The following is a 17,917-nucleotide window of genomic DNA, read 5'->3' as shown; positions in this document are numbered from 1 at the left end:
ACACGACGCCGCTACCGCTCGGTCGGGTCGAAGAACCCGGCCTTGCCGAGGAGCTGCTGGTCGCGGGCGGCGAGCCGGGCCTCGTGCTCGGCGCGCCGCAGTTCCTCGTACCACTCCTCGAGGAGCTGATTCTGCAGACCGAACATCTCCTTCTCCTCGTCGGGTTCGGCGTGGTCGTAGCCGAGCAGGTGCAGAACGCCGTGGACCGTGAGCACGGCGAGTTCGTGCGCGAGTGAATGGCCGGCCTTGTCGGCCTGTTCCGCAGCGAAGGACGGGCACAGCACGATGTCGCCGAGCATGGAGGGGCCGGGCTCGGGAGCGTCGGGGCGGCCGCCGGGTTCGAGCTCGTCCATGGGGAAGGACATCACGTCGGTGGGGCCGGGCAGGTCCATCCAGCGCATGTGCAGATCGGCCATGGTGCCGGAGTCGACGAGCACCATCGACAGTTCTGCGGCCGGATGCACGTCCATCCGGGCGATGACGAACCGCGCGATGTCGATCAGGTCCTCCTCGGCGACGTCCATCCCCGATTCGTTCGAGATCTCGATGCTCATCTGTGCAGTTCCTTCTGGGCAGGTGCGGACACGGCGGGTGCGAGGCTGGAGGGGCCTTCGATCGCGGTCACCGGCGTGGCACCCGGTTCTGGGCCGCCGCCCGCCGTTGGGCGCGGTTGCCCATCGCCACGCCGGTCGGCCGATCGGCCTCGAAGCGCTCGTAGGCGTCGACGATGTCGGAGACGAGCCGGTGGCGCACGACGTCGCTGCTGTCGAGGACCGCGAAGTGGATTCCGTCGATGCCGTCGAGGATCTCGGCGGCGGCGGCCAGTCCGGAGCGGGCACCACCGGGCAGGTCCACCTGCGTGGTGTCGCCGGTGACGACGATCTTCGATCCGAAGCCGAGCCGGGTCAGGAACATCTTCATCTGTTCGGCGGTCGTGTTCTGGGCCTCGTCGAGGATGATGAACGCGTCGTTGAGGGTTCGCCCGCGCATGTACGCCAGCGGTGCGACTTCGATGACTCCGGCCTGCATGAGCTTCGGGATGGCTTCCGGATCCATCATGTCGTGCAGCGCGTCGTGCAGCGGGCGCAGGTACGGGTCGATCTTCTCGTGCAGCGTGCCGGGCAGGAAGCCGAGGCGCTCCCCCGCCTCGACGGCAGGACGGGTGAGGATGATGCGGGTGATCTGCTTCGATTGCAGGGCCTGCACGGCCTTGGCCATGGCGAGGTACGTCTTGCCGGTGCCCGCGGGCCCGATACCGAACACGATCGTGTTGGTGTCGATGGCGTCGACGTAGCGCTTCTGGTTGAGGGTCTTGGGCCGGATGGTCTTGCCGCGCCGGGACAGGATGTCGAGGCTCAGGACGTCGGCCGGCGCGTCGGACAGGCCCTGCGTGAGCATTCCCACGGTGCGGCGCACCGCGTCCGGGGTCACCGCCTGGCCGCGTCCGACGAGGGTGACCAGCTGCCCGAGCACCCGTTCCGCGAGCGCGACGTCCGCGGGCGCGCCGATGAGGGTGACGGAGTTGCCGCGTACGTGGATGTCCGCGCCGAGAGCCCGTTCGAGGGCGATGAGATTCTCGTCGGCCGAGCCGAGCAACGGTGCCGCAGCTTCGGGGGGCAGGTCCAAGTTGGAACGGACGGTGGTCCGTTCGGCGTTCCCGGTCTCTCGGGTGTCGTCTGGTTCACTCACGTGGACGGTACGGCCTGCTTTCGGTTCGGCTGGCGCACGACGGGCGTCGTGACGATGTCAGTCTAGCGCCGGGTGTCTCCGCGCCCCACCGCATTGCCGCCCGGGGCGGGTGCCCGGTGCCGATCCTGCTGCGTTCGCCGGGCCTGCTGGACGACGGCGACGGCACGCTCCGGCGGAACCCCCATCAGGACGAGGGCGGCGAGGGCGACGGATTCACCCGCGTCGTGCACCATGCCGCGGTTGGCCTGTTCGAGGGTGGCCATGGTGAGCCCCTCGAGCATTCCGACGAGGACGACGGGCGGCAGGTAGGCGGAGAACACCCCAGACCGCCGGCCCCGCTCCACGATCGCGAGGGTGCGGGTGCGCAGCGGGGCGATGAGCTCCCCGATGCGCTCGTCGCCGACCTCCTTGCGCGCGAAGGACAGCAGCACGCGGAAGCGGTCTCCGACGGGCCAGGTCATGAGGGCAGCGACGGCGAGCGCCAGGTCGGGTTCCTCGGGATCCGGCCGGTCGACGGCCGCCGCGAGCGCGGCGGCCGCCTCCTCCGCGATGCCGTCGACGAGCGCCTCGCGGCTCGGGAAGTGGGCGTAGACGGTGCGGCGCACCACGCCGGCAGCCTGGGCGACCTCGTCCATGCTGGCGTCCGGATCGGCGGCGAAACACCCCATGGCCGCCTCGAGGATCCGGGCTCGGTTCCCGCTCGTCCGCCGCCGCGGCCCCCGGATCGGTTCCGCCACGTGAACACCTTCTTCCACCGCCGAGTGTGACGTCCGTCAACTTTACTTGCACACTCGTGTGCAAATTTCTAACTTGCACATGGTTGTGCAAATAGTTGCCGATGTCCGCACGTGTGAGGAGCAGAGATGACCTCGAACCTGGTCCGCCCGACCACGGATCCCGCCCGCCCGTATCCGCGCCGGTGGGCCGGCCTCGCCGTGCTCTGCCTGAGCCTGCTGATCGTCGTGATGGCGAACACCGCGCTCATCGTCGCGGCCCCGAGCATGCTGCGCGAACTTCAGCTGACCAGCACCGACCTGCAGTGGGTGATCGACGGCTACACCGTGCCCTACGCCGCGCTGATGCTGCTCGCGGGCGTCCTCGGCGACCGCTACGGCCGGCGGCGCGCCCTCCTCACCGGGCTCGCCGTCTTCGCCGCGGGCGCCGTGTTCGGCAGCCTCGCCGGCACCGCGGCCGAGGTGATCGGCGCCCGCATCACGATGGGCGTCGGCGCCGCGGTGATCATGCCCGCGACCCTGTCCCTGCTCGTCGCCATGTTCCCCGCCGCGGAACGACCCCGCGCCATCGCCGCCTGGGCCGCGACGTCCGGACTGGCGATCGCACTCGGCCCCCTCCTCGCGGGGTGGCTGCTCGAACAGCACTCGTGGGGCTCGACGTTCCTCGTCAACGTGCCGATCGCGGCGTTCGCCGCCGTCGCGGCGCTCGCGCTGGTGCCGCCCTCCCGGGCCGAACACGTCACTCGCATCGACTGGGTCGGCGGCGCCCTGTCCGTGGCCGCCGTCGGCGCGCTCGTCGCCGGCATCATCGAGGGATTCCACTTCGGTTGGCACGCAACGGCGCTCGGCGCGCTGACGGTCGCCGTTCTCGCGGGCGGCGGCTTCGTCGCCTGGGAGCTGCGGCACCCGCAGCCGCTGCTGGCCCTCGGGCGCGTCGCCGACCGGTCCGTCGCAGGTGCGTGCCTGTCCGTGCTGCTGCTCTTCCTCACGTCGTTCGGGGCGATCTACTTCGTGGCGCAGCAGTTCCAGTTCGTGTTCGGCTACAGCCCGCTCGAGACCGGTCTGCGCCTGCTTCCGCTGGCCGCGGCCGTCTCGATCGGCTCGGCCGTGAGCGGCCGGCTGGCGCCACGTCTCGGGGCGCGCGTCGCGATCGGTGCCGGCACGGCCGCCGCCGCGATCGGCGTCCTCACCCTCACCCTGCTCGACGACGGTTCCGGATACCCGGTGTTCCTCGTCGCGCTCGTCCTTCTCGGCCTCGGCATCGGGCTGGCCGCCCCGCCGGCCACCGACCTCGTGATGAGCGGATTCCCCGAGGCCGAACTCGGCGCCGCGGGCGGCCTGAACGACACCGCGGTCGAGCTCGGCGGATCCCTCGGCATCGCCGTGCTGGGCTCGGTGCTGGCCACCACCTACCAGCGGGAGATCTCCGCGTTCCTCGCCGGACTGCCGCTCGCGGATCTCGACGGGCCGATGGCCGCGCAGGCCGACACGGCCGTCGCTGCGGCAGGCGATTCCGTGGGCGGTGCCGCGCTGGTCGCCGAGGAACTGGCGAAGAACCCGTTCGCCGCCTCCTACGCGCAGCCGCTTCTCGACGCGTCGGCCGACGCATTCTCGCGGGCGATCACGTCGGCGAGCCTCGTCGGCGGCGTCGCCCTGGCCGTCGGCGCGGTCGTCGTCACCGCGGTCCTGCCACCGCGCCGCTGAACCGTCAGCCCTCCGGACACACCTGCGAACCCAACGGCTCCGGGGCCAGCAGCAACTCGCGCGACAGCGTCCAGCTGCGGGTCCGCTTGTCGAGGAACGCGAAGTGATCCTCGCCGTCGACGACGTGCAGTGCCACCGGATCACCCGCGGCGACCGCCGCCTCGGCGTAGCGCTCGGCGACCCTCACCGGCACCTGTGCGTCCTCGGTGCCGTGGACGAGCGCGACCGGCACCCCGATCGGCACCCGATGCCGGGGCGACGCCGACCGGTACAACTGCGGGTCCGCATCGTAGGGCTGACCGAACAGATCCTCGATGTAGCCCACCCGGCGGCCACGTTCGCCCGCGGACGCGAGGTCCAGCGCACCCGCCTGGGAGACGACGAGTTCGGGACGCACCTGCGTTCGCTGGCCCGCGAGCCACACGGCGAGCTGACCGCCGGCCGAGTGCCCGACCATCCGCACCCGGCCCGGATCGAGTGCGACGCCTGCGGTCCGGGCCTGCTCGACCACGGCGGTGGCGACGGCGTCGAGGGCCGCGACGATGTCGGCCGACATCTCCGGCCACCGCCCGCCCGCACCGATCCGCCGGTACTCGACGTTCCAGGCCGCCACGCCGTGCGCAGCCAGTTCGAGCGAGAGTGGCGTACCGAGATTGAGGTGGTAGTCGCCGCTCCAGAAGCCGCCGTGGACGACCATCACCACCGGTACGGGCACGGCCGGGTCCGTGACGTCCGGCAGGTACAGGTGGCCGAACTGCTGCGGCTGCGGACCGTAGGCGATGCGCACTCGGGACATGTCCTCGAGTGTGTCAGTGGAGCGGTCGCGCATCCCAACGCGGGGTCAGCACGCCCACCGCCCCCAGCGCGACCGCCGCGGCCGTGGACGTTCGCAGCACCGTCGGCCCGAGCAGCACCGGCCGCGCTCCCGCCGTCGTCAGCGCCGCCAGCTCGGCGTCGTCGACGCCGCCCTCCGGTCCGACCACGAGCAGCAGTTCGGCGGCGTCGGCCAGGGACAGCGAGCCGAAGGGGTCGGTCGCGGACTCGTGCAGGACCGCCGCGACACCCCCGCGTGCGACCGTCGCGCGCACGGCCTCGGCGACGTCCGCGGTCCGGTGGACCGGCGCGACCTCGGGCACGTGAGGACGCCGGGACTGCTTGGCGGCCGCCACCGCGACGGCCTGCCATCGCCCGACACCCTTGGCGGCCTTCGGACCGTCCCACCGGGCGACGCACCGCGCGGCCTGCCACGGCACGAACGCGTCGGCGCCCGCCTCCGTGGCCAGTTCCACCGCCAGTTCGGAACGATCGGATTTCGGCAACGCCTGCACCACGGTGACCCGGGGACGCGGTGCGGGGACTTCCCGACGGGCCAGGACACGGGCCTCGAGCCGGTCCTTCGCGGTCGCCGTCACCTCCACGTCCGCGACGTGGCCGCGCCCGTCCGACAGGACGAGCCGCTCGCCCACCGCGATGCGCCGCACCGTCGCCGCGTGGCGACCCTCCTTGCCGTCGAGGACCGCGACCGCTCCCGCGTCGGGCAGGGGATCGAGGTAGAACAGCGTTGCGGCCACCGCGCGGCCTCAGCGCGCGCTGAACGCGTCGCGCAGCCGGGAGAAGAAGCCCCCGGCGTGCTGCGAGCCGGTGGTGACGACCTCGGGCACCTCGTGCTCGCGCTTGCGCCGGAACTCCTCGAGCAGCTTGACCTGCTTGCCGTCGAGCTTCGACGGGACGACGACCTCGAGGTGGGCGTGCACGTCCCCGCGCACCCCGGAACGCAGTTTGGGCATGCCGTGCCCGCGGAGCACCACCACCGACCCGGGCTGAGTGCCGGGATCGACGGTAATCTCGGCGGGCCCGTCGACGAGGGTGTCGAGCACGACGGTGGTGCCGAGTGCCGCGTCGACCATCGGGACCCGGATCGTGCAGTGCAGGTCGTCGCCGTCGCGCACGAACACGTCGTGCGCCTGCTCGATGATCTCGACGTACAGGTCGCCGGCGGGACCGCCGCCGGGGCCGACCTCGCCCTGCGCCGCCAGCCGGATACGCATGCCGTTGCTGACACCGGCCGGCACCTTGACCGTGATCTCCCGGCGAGCCCGCACCCGGCCGTCGCCGCCGCACTTGCGGCACGGGTCCGGGATCGTCTCCCCGGCACCGCGGCACGTCGGGCACGGCCGCGACGTCATGACCTGGCCGAGGAACGAGCGCTGCACCGACTGCACCTCACCGGCGCCGCCACACGTCTCGCAACGCACGGCCTTGGAGTCGCCGTGGGTGCCGGACCCGGCACACCCGTCGCACAGGATCGCGGTCTCCACGGCGATCTGCTTGGTGACACCGGTGGCGCACTCCTCGAGTGTCAGCCGGGTGCGCAGCAGCGAGTCCGCGCCGGGCTGGACGCGGCCGCGCGGTCCGCGGGAGGTGGTCGCCCCGCCGCCGAAGAACGCCTCGAACACGTCGCCGAGACCACCGAAGCCGGCTCCCGAGAAGCCCCCACCCGCACCCGGACCGGTTTCGAGCGGATCCCCGCCGAGATCGACGATGCGCCGCTTCTCCGGGTCGGAGAGCACCTCGTACGCTGCGGAGATCTCCTGGAACCTCTTCTGCGCCGCCTCGTCCGGGTTCACATCCGGGTGGTGCTCGCGCGCAAGCTTGCGGTACGCCCGCTTGATCTCCTGATCGGTCGCGTTCTTCGACACGCCGAGCGTCCCGTAGTAGTCCCGTGCCACGTGAGTTCTTCGTCCTTCTCTATTCGCACAGATGTTGTGTCGTCGGATGGTGCGTCGGCGCCGAGCGGCGCTCAGCGTTCGCCGAGCACCTCACCGATGTAGCGGGCAACCGCAGCCACCGACGCAATCGTCCCCGGATAGTCCATCCGGGTGGGGCCGAGCACACCGAGGCCACCGAAGACGGTGCCCGCGGCACCGTACCCGGTGGACACCACGGACGTGCCGCGCATCTGCTCGACCTGGGTCTCCTCGCCGATTCGCACCGTCACGCGCCCGGCGTCCTGGGTCGCCGCCAGCAGCTTGAGGACCACCACCTGTTCCTCGAGCGCCTCGAGCACGGTACGCAACGAGCCGGGGAAGCCGGCGTGCGCGTCGAAGTCGGCGGCGTTGCGCGTCAGGTTCGCCGTGCCGCCGAGCACGAGCCGTTCCTCGGGATGTTCGACGAGGGTTTCCACCAGCACGGTGGCGCACCGGATGACCGCATCGCGCAGGTCGTCGGGCGCGTCCCCGGCGAGCTCGCTCACCGCGATCGACGCCGCGGCGAGGCGCTTGCCGGTCAGCGCCGCCCCGAGCAGGTCCCGCAGCCGCGACAGGTCTTCTTCGCCGAGGACGTCACCGAGCTCGACGATGCGCTGGTCCACCCGCCCCGAGTCGGTGATGAGCACCAGCAGCAACCGCGCAGGTGTCAGCGCGACCACCTCGAGATGGCGGACCGAGGACGCCGACAGCGTGGGGTACTGCACCACCGCGACCTGCCGGGTCAGCTGCGCCAGCAACCGGACGCCGCGGCGCAGCACGTCGTCGAGGTCCACCCCCGACTCGAGGAACTGCAGGATCGCGCGGCGCTCGGCGCCCGAGAGGGGTTTGACGTCGGCGATCCGGTCGACGAACTGGCGGTAACCCTTGTCGGTGGGAACCCGGCCCGAGCTGGTGTGCGGCTGGGTGATGTAACCCTCGGCCTCGAGCACGGCCATGTCGTTGCGGACCGTCGCGCTGGACACACCCAGATTGTGGCGTTCGACGAGCGTCTTCGAACCGATCGGTTCCTTGGTGGACACGTAATCGGCCACGATCGCTCGCAACACCTCGAAGCGTCGTTCCTCGGTGCTCGACATCCCGCCCACCTCCGTCTCTGCAGTCGCACCCGGACGGCACGCATCACCGCAGGACGGTGCACTGCGTGCCGTTTCGCTCCAGTTTAGTCGCCGGGCCGGGGCGGCGAGCGGCGCGGCGCCCGTCGACGATGCGTCGTAAGTTGGTGCCATGATCTTCAAGGGCGTCCGGGACGGCAAGCCGTATCCCGACCACGGGCTCTCGCTGCGCGACTGGGCGCAGATCCCGCCCCGGCAGGTGCGGCTGGACCAGATCGTCACCACCACCAAGGTGCTCGAACTCGACCGGCTGCTGTCGGAGGACTCCACCTTCTACGGTGACCTCTTCCCCCACGCCGTCCAGTGGAAGGGCGTGCTGTACCTCGAGGACGGCCTCCACCGGGCCGTACGTTCGGCGCTGCGCAACCGCACGGTTCTGCACGCGCGGGTGTTCGACTACGACGTCCTGTTCCCGCCCACGACGGACACCGACACCGCCGAGTCGTAGACGACGCACGGCCGTAGGGCATGACACCACGCCGCCGCGCGATCAGGCGGCCCGCCGCCGCGCGATCAGGCGGCCCGCCGCCGCGCGATCAGGCGGCCCGCCGCCGCGCGATCAGGCGGCCCGCCGCCGCGCGATCAGGCGGCCCGCCGCCGCGCGATCAGGCGGCCCGCCGCCGCGCGATCAGGCGGCCCGCCGCCGCGCGATCAGGCGGCCCGCCGCCGCGCGATCAGGCGGCCCGCCGCCGCGCGATCAGGCGGCCCGCCGCCGCGCGATCAGGTCAGGATCGTGCGCACCACGGCGTCGGCGAGGAGCCTGCCCCGGTCGGTGAGCACGAGCCGGCCGGCGCGCAGTTCGGCGAGCCCGTCCGCAACGACCGTCTCGGCAGCGCGGCGTTCGTCCGGGGCGAGCACGTCCAGCGGCAAGCCGGTGCGCAGCCGCACCTCGAGCATCACCCGCTCGGTGTGGACGTCGTCGGCGGTGAGCAGTTCGCTGCCGCCGACGGGGAGGTCACCGGCGGCGAGCGCGTCCGCGTAGCGTGCCGGGTGTTTGACGTTCCACCAACGCACGCCGCCGACGTGGCTGTGGGCGCCCGGCCCGGCCCCCCACCAGTCGCCGCCGTCCCAGTAGCCGAGATTGTGGGCGCACCGTGCCGACGGATCGTCGGCACGAGCCCAGTTCGACACCTCGTACCAGGTCAGTCCGGCGGCCTCGAGCCGCGCGTCGATGCGCTCGTAGCGGGCCGCGAGAACGTCGTCGTCGGGAGCCGGCAGCTCACCCCGCCGCACCCGGCGGGCGAGCGCGGTGCCGTCCTCGACGATCAGCGCATACGCCGAGACGTGATCGACGCCCGCCGCGAGCACGGCATCGAGGGACGCGTCGAGGTCCTCGTCCCGCTCCCCGGGGGTCCCGTAGATCAGGTCGAGATTGACATGGCCGAACCCGGCGGCGCGTGCCTCGCCCGCCGCCGCGACGGCCCGGCCCGGGGTGTGAGTGCGGTCGAGTACCGCCAGCACGTGCGGGGCAGCCGACTGCATGCCCAGCGACACCCGCGTGTATCCGGCCGCACGGATGCGGTCGAAGAAGGCCGGGGACGTCGATTCCGGGTTGGACTCCGTCGTCACCTCCGCGCCGGGGGCGAGGCCGAAGCTCGATCGCACCGCGTCGAGCACCTGCCCCAGGCCGTCGGCACCGAGCAGCGACGGGGTGCCACCACCGACGAAGACGGTCTGCGCCGCCGGAGACCCGAGCAGCTGCGCCGCGGCATCGAGTTCGCGGCGCAGGCCCTCGAGCCACGACTGCGGGGACGCCGAGGTGCCGAGCTCCCCGGCGGTGTAGGTGTTGAAGTCGCAGTAGCCGCAGCGGGTCGCGCAGAACGGGACGTGCACGTACACACCGAACGGGCGGGAACCGACCCCGGCCAGCGCCGAAGCCGGCAGCTCGAGTCCTGCACCGACTCCGACACGCGTTCCGCTCACTCCCCCAGTGTTCCAGAAGCCCGCACGGGGCCCGTCGCTCCAACACGGTCCGGACACGCCACTCCGCGTCCGGCCCTGTCACCTCGGCATTTCCCCGATTTCCGGTGTAAATACCGCCACGTTTCGAGAACAGGGCCGTGACATGGCACAATGGTCCCCATGACCGGACCCGGAGTGCGACTCGTGGCGCGACGCCACGTCGACCTCAAGCGCGTCTGTGCATCGCGGTGTCTGTCCTGCACCGCCGGTTTCTGCGCCGACTGTCGATAGTCGGCCCACCCCCTCCGGCAGACCCCGATTCCTGCCGGGTCGAGGCATGTCCGCGCGGGCTCAGCCCCGCCCAGCCGACCCCCGATCCGGCCCCTCGCGAATTCCAGGAGTACCCGTATGTCGTCGACCACCGACGTCTCCCCCGCCGGCGATACCACCGACACCGCCGTGGCCCGCCCCCGCTCCACCCGCCCCGCCAAACGGCGCGCGGAGGGCCAGTGGGCACTCGGATACCGTGAGCCGCTCAATCCCAACGAGCAGGTCAAGAAGGACGACAACCCGCTCAACGTGCGTCGTCGCATCGAAGACATCTACGCGCACACCGGATTCGACGGCATCGACCGGACCGACCTGCGCAACCGGTTCCGCTGGTGGGGTCTGTACACCCAGCGCGAACAGGGCTACGACGGCACCTACACCGGCGACGAGAACATCGATCTGCTCGAGGCGAAGTACTTCATGATGCGGGTGCGCTGCGACGGCGGCGCCCTGAATCTCGCGCAGCTGCGCACCATCGCGGGGATCTCGACCGAGTTCGGGCGGAACACCGCCGACCTGTCGGACCGTGAGAACGTCCAGTACCACTGGATCGAGGTCGAGAACGTCCCGGAGATCTGGCGACGCCTCGAGTCCGTCGGCCTGAAGACGACGGAGGCGTGCGGCGACTGCCCCCGTGTGGTCCTCGGCTCCCCGCTCGCGGGCGAGTCCCTCGACGAGATCATCGACGGCACACCGGCGGTCGAGGAGATCGTCCGCCGCTACATCGGCGACCCGAAGTACTCGAACCTGCCGCGCAAGTTCAAGACCGCGATCTCCGGTCAGCAGGACGTGGTGCACGAGATCAACGACGTCGCGTTCGTGGGCGTGAACCACCCGGAGCACGGCCCCGGGTTCGACCTGTGGGTCGGCGGTGGCCTCTCGACGAATCCGATGCTGGCGCAACGGGTCGGCGCGTGGGTCCCGCTCGCCGAGGTACCCGATGTGTGGGAAGCCGTCGTGTCGGTCTTCCGCGACTACGGCTACCGCCGGCTGCGGTCGAAGGCGCGGCTGAAGTTCCTGGTCAAGGACTGGGGCGTGGAGAAGTTCCGCGAGGTTCTCGAAACGGAGTACCTGAAGCGGCCGATGCTGGACGGGCCCGCCCCGGAGAAGCCGACACGACCGATCGACCACGTGGGCGTGCAGAAACTGCGCAACGGACTCAACGCGGTCGGCGTCGCCCCCATCGCGGGCCGGGTCTCCGGCACGATCCTCGCCGCCGTCGCCGACGCGGCCGAGAAGGCCGGATCCGATCGCATCCGCTTCACGCCCTACCAGAAGCTCATCGTCCTCGACGTCGCCGACGAGAAGGTCGATCAGCTGATCGCCGACCTCGACGAGCTCGGCCTGCCCGCGAACCCGACGCCGTGGCGCAAGAACCTGATGGCCTGCACGGGCATCGAGTTCTGCAAGTTGTCGTTCGTCGAGACCCGCAAGCGCTCGCAGGCGCTGGTGCCCGAACTCGAGCAGCGCCTCGCCGACATCAACGCCCAGCTGGACGTTCCGGTGACGATCAACATCAACGGCTGCCCCAACTCGTGCGCCCGGTCGCAGGTCGCCGACATCGGCTTCAAGGGCCAGCTCGTCGACGACGGGGACGGCAACCAGGTGGAGGGATTCCAGGTGCACCTCGGCGGGACGCTCGGCATGGACGCGGCGTTCGGCCGGAAGCTGCGCCAGCACAAGGTGACCAGCGCCGAGACGGGCGACTACATCGAGCGGGTGGTGCGCAACTTCGTCAAGCACCGCAACGCGGGAGAACGCTTCTCGCAGTGGGTGTTGCGCGCGGACGAGGCCGATTTGCGATGACCGGGGAGCAGACGATCGAAGGACGGAACGTGACGACGACACGGACGACGGAGGAACTGCGGGAACTGGCCGCGCAGGGGGCGGCCACTCTCGAGGGCGCCTCGGCGCAGGATCTGCTGCAGTGGACCGAGGAGAACTTCGGCGACTCGTACATCGTGGCGTCGAACATGCAGGACGGGGTGCTCGTGCACCTCGCGGCGCAGGTGCATCCCAGCGTGGACGTGCTCTTCCTCGACACCGGCTACCACTTCGCCGAGACCCTCGGCACCCGGGACGCCGTCGCGCAGGTGTACGGCGTGAACCTGGTCGAGGCCAAGGCGCAGCAGACGGTGGCCGAGCAGGACGCCCTGCTCGGTAAGGACCTGTTCGCACGGGACCCCAACGAATGCTGCCGCCTGAGGAAGGTGGTGCCGCTGAAGCAGACCCTGGCGGGCTACCAGGCGTGGGTCACCGGCATCCGCCGGGTGGAGGCCCCGACCCGGGCCAACGCCCCGCTGATCTCTTTCGACGACGCCTTCGGGCTGGTGAAGATCAACCCGATCGCCGCGTGGTCCGACGAGGACATGCAGAACTACATCGACGAACACGGGATCCTCGTCAATCCCCTGGTCGACGAGGGCTACCCCTCCATCGGGTGCGCCCCCTGCACCGCCAAACCACTACCCGGAGCCGATCCGCGCAGCGGACGGTGGGCCGGCCGAGCCAAGATCGAATGCGGGTTGCACGCCTCATGACACTCATCGACACGAAATTCACCGAATCCCGGAACACGTCGGACGGCAGCAGGTTCGACACCCTCGACGCCCTCGAGTCGGAAGCGATCCACGTCTTCCGCGAGGTCGCCGGCGAGTTCGAACGTCCGGTGATCCTGTTCTCGGGCGGCAAGGACTCGACGGTCCTGCTGCACCTGGCGCTCAAGGCCTTCTGGCCGGCGCCCCTGCCGTTCGCGCTGCTGCACGTCGACACCGGCCACAACCTTCCCGAAGTGCTCGAGTTCCGCGACCACGTCGTCGAGAAGTACGGGTTGCGGCTGCACGTGGCGAAGGTCGAGGACTACCTCGCCGACGGCCGCCTCACCGAGCGGCCCGACGGGATCCGCAACCCGCTGCAGACGGTTCCGCTGCTCGACGCCATCGCCGACAACCGTTTCGACGCGGTGTTCGGCGGCGGCCGCCGCGACGAGGAACGCTCCCGTGCCAAGGAACGGATCTTCTCCCTGCGCAACGCGTTCGGGCAGTGGGATCCCAAGCGGCAGCGGCCCGAGTTGTGGAACCTCTACAACGGCCGGCACGCTCCCGGCGAGCATGTGCGGGTCTTCCCGCTGAGCAACTTCACCGAGCTCGACATCTGGCGGTACATCGCCCGGGAGGACATCGAACTCGCGAGCATCTACTACGCCCACCAGCGCCCGGTGTACCGGCGTGACGGCATGTGGATGACACCCGGCGTGTGGGGCGGCCCGGCCGAGGGTGAGGGACTCGAGGTCCGGTCGGTGCGCTACCGCACGGTCGGTGACGGCTCCACGACGGGCGCGATCCTGTCCGAGGCGGCCGACAACGAGGCGATCCTCGACGAGGTCGCCGCGTCGCGGCTCACCGAGCGCGGCGCCACCCGCGGCGACGACCGCGTGTCCGAAGCGGCCATGGAGGACCGCAAGCGAGAGGGATATTTCTGATCATGAGCGACCTCCCCGTGCACAGCACCCAGCTGCTCCGGCTCGCCACCGCCGGCAGTGTCGACGACGGCAAGTCCACCCTCGTGGGCCGGCTCCTGTACGACACCAAGTCCGTGCTCGCCGACCAGATCGACGCGGTCACCCGCGCCTCGGTCGACAAGGGTCTCGACACCCCCGACCTGTCGCTGCTCGTCGACGGCCTGCGCGCCGAGCGCGAACAGGGCATCACCATCGACGTCGCGTACCGCTACTTCGCCACTCCCCGGCGCAGCTTCGTGCTGGCGGACACCCCGGGACACGTGCAGTACACCCGCAACACCGTCTCGGGGGCGTCCACCGCCCAGCTCGTGGTGCTGCTCGTCGACGCCCGCAAGGGCGTGGTCGCGCAGACCCGCAAGCACGCCGCCGTGCTCGCGCTGCTCGGCGTGCCCAAGCTCGTGCTGGCGGTCAACAAGATCGATCTGGTCGACGACCCGGCAGCCGTGTTCGCCGACATCTGCGGTCGGTTCAACGAGCTGACCCGGTCGCTCGGCTGGTCGCCGGAGGACGTGCAGGAGATCCCGGTCTCCGCCCTGCACGGCGACAACGTCGCGGTCCGTTCGGAGAACACGCCGTACTACGACGGCCCGACCCTGATCGAGCACCTCGAGTCCGTCCCGGTCGACGCCGACGTCCACGGCCGCCACGAGATCGGGCTGCGGTTCCCGGTGCAGTACGTGATCCGGCCCCGCACCGCCGACTTCCCGGACTACCGCGGCTACGCCGGTCAGATCGCGGCGGGCACCGTCCGGCCCGGCGACGAGGTCGTGATCCTGCCCGCGGGCACCCGGACCACGATCGAGCGGATCGACACCGCCGACGGCGAACTCGCTCTCGCCCATGCCGGCCGCAGCGTCACCCTGATCCTCGCGGACGACGTCGACGTCTCCCGCGGGGACGTCATCGCCGCCCCGACTGCCGCCCCGGAACCGATCGATCAGTTCGAGGCGACGGTGTGCTGGCTGGCGGAGAAGCCGCTGCGGCCCGGCGCCCGGTTGCTGCTCAAGCACGGCACCCGCACGACCCAGGCGATCGTCGGGACGCTCGAGGAGCGTTTCGACGAGCAGAACCTGACCTCGGTTCCCGCCCCGGAGTCGATCGAGCTCAACGAGATCGCCCGCATCACCGTCCGGGTCGCCGAACCCATCGCGGCCGACGACTACAAGGTCAACCGCCGCACGGGCAGCTTCCTGCTGATCGACCCCGCGGGCGGGAACACCCTCGCCGCGGGCCTGGTGGGCAACAGCCTCGCCGAGGTCGAACTCGGGGACCGCGTCCCCGCATGATCCCGCTCGTCGCCGTCGCGCACGGCAGCCGTGACCCGCGCTCGGCGCGTGCCATGGCTGCCGCGCTGGCGGTGCTACGGGACCGCCACCCGGACCGGGACGTGCGGCTCGCGTTCCTGGATCTGAACACTCCCTCGGTGGGGCAGGTCGTCGATGCTGTCGCCGCCGAGGGGCACCGCCGCGTCGTGGTGGTTCCGTTGCTGCTGGGCAGCGCCTTCCACGCCCGGGTGGATCTGCCCGCGCTCCTCGCCGAGGCCCGCGTCCGGCATCCGCGTCTCGACGTGGTCCAGGCGGACGTCCTCGGCGCCGACGAGCGCCTCGTCGCGGCGGGCCGCGAGGCGATCGGTGCAGCCGGTGTCTCCCCGACGGACCCGACCGTGGGCGTCGCCCTGTGCGCGGTCGGATCCCGGCGCCGGGACGCCAATGCCGCCACCTCGGCGATCACGCCGCGTCTGCTGCGCGGCACGGCGTGGGGGTGGGGCCGCACGTGCTTCGCCACCGCCGCGGCACCGACCGTCGTCGACGCCCTGTCGGACCTGCGTGCCGCCGGTGCCACCACGCTCGTGCTCGCCCCCTGGATGCTCGCGCCCGGGCTGCTGTGGGACCGCGCCGTCGCCGCCGCGCAGGCGGAGTTCCCCGAGGTCGTCTGTTCCGGCACCCTCGCGGACTCCCCTGCCGTCGGGTTCGTGATCGACGAACGCTACCGGCAGTCGCTCGTGCACGCCGGGGCCGCATCGCGTCACACCGCCTGACATCCACCGATTGCCTCTGGCGCACTCCGGTCGTATCGGCACAGACTGGACTCGAGGCAAGGAGGCATCGTCATGGCCACAGCACCGATTCGGCACGGGATCGTCGTCGGGGTCGACGGTTCGGACGGCTCGTTCTCCGCGGCGCACTGGGCCGCGTCCGCCGCCCGGATCTTCGGTGAGCCGTTGCACCTGGTCAACGTGCTCCCCGATGCGCCGAGCGCAACCGGCAGATCCAGGGAGGAATTCGCCAAGCTCCTGCAGGCCGACAGCGAACGGCTGCTCGAACGTGCCCGCCGCGCGGCGCTCGACGGTCGTGCGGACGTCGAGGTCGAATGCAGCAGCCGACCGGGTCCCCCGGCGAAGACGCTCGTCGAACTGTCGAATACGGCCCGTCTGCTGGTGGTCGGACGAACCACGACCGGGGAACTGCGCTCGATGTTCGCCGGCTCCGACGTCGTCCGCGTCGCCAACCATGCCCGCTGCCCGGTCGTGGCGTGGCGGGGCGAAGACGACCACGAGGAGGTGGACACACGGCCGGTCGTCGTCGGTGTCGACGGCAGCGCGTTGAGCACCGCCGCCATCGAGCACGCGTTCGAGTTCGCCTCCTTCCTCGGCGTGCCGTTGATCGCGGTGCACGCGTGGACCGAACAGTCGACACTGCGCGGCTACGACGAGTCCGCGCGCTTCGTCGACTGGTCGACGTATGCGCAGCAGAAGGCGGCCGACCTCGCGGAGAGCCTGGCCGGGTGGCGCGAGCGGTATCCCGACGTCGAGGTGCGGCCGGAGCTCGAGCGCCGCGGCGCGATGGTGGCCCTCATCGAGCGTTCCGTCGACGCGCAACTCGTCGCGGTGGGCAGTCACGGTCGCAGCACGATCGCGTCGGCCCTCCTCGGCTCCACCGGTCAGGGGCTGCTCCACCATTCCCGCTGCCCGGTACTCATCTGCCGACAATGACACCCGGACCCGCGAATCCCGGTTCACGCAGGGCATTTCGGACGCGACCGTAGGTCGGCGCCCTCCTACCGTGTCGCCTCGGCGTAGATCACGGCGATGCTGCCGGTGCCGGGCCGGAACAGTTCGGCCTCGACCGCACTCCAGCCGCCGAGATCGTCGACGGTCCACAGCGTTTCGGGAGCCGGGAAGTCGTCGGCGAACTCCCGTGCGACGCCCGGGTCGGCCGGCCGGAATCCGGCTGAGGCCCAGATCCTCTGTGCCTGCGCGGTGTAGAGGAAGTCGTTGAACTCCTGGGCGGCCACCACGTCGGGCGCGTTGTCGATCACCACGGCGGGACTGTCGATCCGGAGGGTGGTGGCCAGGGGCACGCGCCGGACCGCGGCGCCGTCGCGTTCGAGCCGGACCGCGTCGCGTTCCGACAGCAGCAGCACGTCCCCGGCACCCTGCACGAACACCTCCACGGCCTCTTCGGGGCTCGCGGGCGAGGACTCGATGTGGTCACCGACGAGCGCCGCGAGGTAGTCCCGGCCCGCCTGCGGGTCGGCACCGCCGTTGCTCGTCGCGGCGTAGGCGGCGAGCAGGTTGAGCTCGCCCGCGCCGGAGGCCGTCGGGTCGGGCGTGACCACCTCGAGGCCCGGAGCGAGCAGATCGTCCCAGTCCGTCACGCCCCAGGGATTGCCCTCCCGCACGAGCATCGTCACGACGGATCCGTACGGGATCCCCCGGTACACCCCCGCGTTCCAGTCCGGGTCGACCAATCCGGCGTCGACGAGCCCGGACAGGTCCGGCACCGAGGCGAAGGTGACGAAATCGGCCGAGGCGCCGCCGACGACGGCGGCCGCCTGCTGCGCGGATGGACCGGACGTGACGTCGAAACGGACGTCCTCGCCGGCTTCGGTGGTGCCGAACGCGGCGATGACCTCGTCCAGCGCTGCCCTGGCGCCCTCGGCTGCGGACAGGTCGACGGTGGGGCCGGAGCCGGCCGCAGCATCGTCGTCGGCCCGCTGCCCGTCACCGGCCGAGCACGCCGTGAGCGCGGCGGCGGCAGCGAGCGCGACGAGGTGCGGGCTCGGACGGAATCTCACGACACACCTCCGGCGCGGATCACCGGGTCAGCAGCCAGGCCACGACAACGAGAACGAGCAGGGCGGCCAGGGCGAGGGTCA

General features: G+C 71.2%; 17 protein-coding genes. 8 read left to right on the top strand and 9 right to left on the bottom strand.

Annotation, left to right across the window (positions count from 1 at the left end):
- Positions 1-11 precede the first annotated feature (11 nt).
- The 3 genes from ybeY to QYS60_RS03790 all read right to left on the bottom strand — a co-directional run bounded on the left by ybeY (position 12) and on the right by QYS60_RS03790 (position 2,426).
- Entirely contained in the window at positions 12-554 is a 543-nt protein-coding gene (ybeY, locus tag QYS60_RS03800; RefSeq protein ID WP_003937044.1) for an rRNA maturation RNase YbeY, read from the bottom strand.
- Between the two features lie 67 nt (positions 555-621).
- Positions 622-1,689 (bottom strand): PhoH family protein, encoded by a 1,068-nt coding sequence (locus tag QYS60_RS03795; protein ID WP_371382477.1) that lies wholly within the window; start codon positions 1,687-1,689, stop codon positions 622-624.
- A 62-nt stretch (positions 1,690-1,751) separates the two neighbouring features.
- On the bottom strand, positions 1,752-2,426 hold the full coding sequence (locus tag QYS60_RS03790; protein WP_003937042.1) for a TetR/AcrR family transcriptional regulator: 675 nt from the start codon (positions 2,424-2,426) through the stop codon (positions 1,752-1,754).
- 126 nt (positions 2,427-2,552) lie between these two features.
- Between QYS60_RS03790 and QYS60_RS03785 the strand changes: the two genes are divergently transcribed.
- Complete coding sequence (locus tag QYS60_RS03785; RefSeq protein ID WP_371382476.1) at positions 2,553-4,127, top strand: MFS transporter; 1,575 nt, start codon at positions 2,553-2,555, stop codon at positions 4,125-4,127.
- A gap of 4 nt (positions 4,128-4,131) precedes the next feature.
- Here the strand turns inward: QYS60_RS03785 and QYS60_RS03780 are convergent, their stop codons facing one another.
- The 4 genes from QYS60_RS03780 to hrcA all read right to left on the bottom strand — a co-directional run bounded on the left by QYS60_RS03780 (position 4,132) and on the right by hrcA (position 7,971).
- Entirely contained in the window at positions 4,132-4,923 is a 792-nt protein-coding gene (locus QYS60_RS03780) for an alpha/beta hydrolase family protein (protein ID WP_371382475.1), read from the bottom strand.
- A gap of 13 nt (positions 4,924-4,936) precedes the next feature.
- The gene (locus QYS60_RS03775) at positions 4,937-5,698 is read right to left on the bottom strand and encodes a 16S rRNA (uracil(1498)-N(3))-methyltransferase (protein WP_048770821.1); all 762 of its coding nucleotides are present in this window, start codon (positions 5,696-5,698) and stop codon (positions 4,937-4,939) included.
- Positions 5,699-5,707: 9 nt separating this feature from the next.
- Complete coding sequence (dnaJ, locus tag QYS60_RS03770; protein ID WP_003937038.1) at positions 5,708-6,856, bottom strand: molecular chaperone DnaJ; 1,149 nt, start codon at positions 6,854-6,856, stop codon at positions 5,708-5,710.
- Positions 6,857-6,927: 71 nt separating this feature from the next.
- A complete protein-coding gene (hrcA, locus tag QYS60_RS03765) occupies positions 6,928-7,971 on the bottom strand; it encodes a heat-inducible transcriptional repressor HrcA (RefSeq protein ID WP_003937037.1) in 1,044 nt (347 codons plus the stop codon).
- A gap of 148 nt (positions 7,972-8,119) precedes the next feature.
- Here hrcA and QYS60_RS03760 point away from each other — a divergent pair, with 148 nt between their 5' ends.
- Positions 8,120-8,455 (top strand): type II toxin-antitoxin system VapB family antitoxin, encoded by a 336-nt coding sequence (locus QYS60_RS03760; RefSeq protein WP_371382474.1) that lies wholly within the window; start codon positions 8,120-8,122, stop codon positions 8,453-8,455.
- A 272-nt stretch (positions 8,456-8,727) separates the two neighbouring features.
- On the opposite strand, the gene hemW is transcribed toward QYS60_RS03760, so the two are convergent.
- Positions 8,728-9,930: a radical SAM family heme chaperone HemW gene (hemW, locus tag QYS60_RS03755; protein WP_371382473.1), complete on the bottom strand. Its 1,203-nt coding sequence runs from the start codon at positions 9,928-9,930 to the stop codon at positions 8,728-8,730.
- Between the two features lie 387 nt (positions 9,931-10,317).
- Here hemW and QYS60_RS03750 point away from each other — a divergent pair, with 387 nt between their 5' ends.
- The 6 genes from QYS60_RS03750 to QYS60_RS03725 all read left to right on the top strand — a co-directional run bounded on the left by QYS60_RS03750 (position 10,318) and on the right by QYS60_RS03725 (position 16,751).
- Positions 10,318-12,045, top strand: coding sequence for a nitrite/sulfite reductase (locus tag QYS60_RS03750; protein ID WP_371382472.1), 1,728 nt, complete (start codon positions 10,318-10,320; stop codon positions 12,043-12,045).
- Positions 12,042-12,779 (top strand): phosphoadenylyl-sulfate reductase, encoded by a 738-nt coding sequence (locus tag QYS60_RS03745; RefSeq protein ID WP_371382471.1) that lies wholly within the window; start codon positions 12,042-12,044, stop codon positions 12,777-12,779. Before QYS60_RS03750 ends, QYS60_RS03745 begins: the two co-directional genes overlap by 4 nt.
- Positions 12,776-13,720: a sulfate adenylyltransferase subunit CysD gene (cysD, locus tag QYS60_RS03740; protein ID WP_371382470.1), complete on the top strand. Its 945-nt coding sequence runs from the start codon at positions 12,776-12,778 to the stop codon at positions 13,718-13,720. Before QYS60_RS03745 ends, cysD begins: the two co-directional genes overlap by 4 nt.
- A 2-nt stretch (positions 13,721-13,722) precedes the next feature.
- Entirely contained in the window at positions 13,723-15,045 is a 1,323-nt protein-coding gene (locus tag QYS60_RS03735) for a sulfate adenylyltransferase subunit 1 (RefSeq protein ID WP_003937031.1), read from the top strand.
- On the top strand, positions 15,042-15,797 hold the full coding sequence (locus QYS60_RS03730) for a sirohydrochlorin chelatase (RefSeq protein ID WP_371382469.1): 756 nt from the start codon (positions 15,042-15,044) through the stop codon (positions 15,795-15,797). Before QYS60_RS03735 ends, QYS60_RS03730 begins: the two co-directional genes overlap by 4 nt.
- Before the next feature lie 72 nt (positions 15,798-15,869).
- On the top strand, positions 15,870-16,751 hold the full coding sequence (locus tag QYS60_RS03725) for a universal stress protein (RefSeq protein ID WP_003937029.1): 882 nt from the start codon (positions 15,870-15,872) through the stop codon (positions 16,749-16,751).
- Positions 16,752-16,816: 65 nt separating this feature from the next.
- Here QYS60_RS03725 and QYS60_RS03720 read toward each other — a convergent pair whose 3' ends face one another.
- Positions 16,817-17,836: an extracellular solute-binding protein gene (locus QYS60_RS03720; protein ID WP_371382468.1), complete on the bottom strand. Its 1,020-nt coding sequence runs from the start codon at positions 17,834-17,836 to the stop codon at positions 16,817-16,819.
- Positions 17,837-17,917 lie beyond the last annotated feature (81 nt).

This window comes from Rhodococcus sp. GXMU-t2271, from assembly GCF_041414735.1.
In the GTDB taxonomy this organism is placed as follows: domain Bacteria; phylum Actinomycetota; class Actinomycetes; order Mycobacteriales; family Mycobacteriaceae; genus Rhodococcus; species Rhodococcus indonesiensis.
Note: the sequence above shows the minus strand (reverse complement) of the source record. Positions and strands in the feature narration are given on the sequence as shown.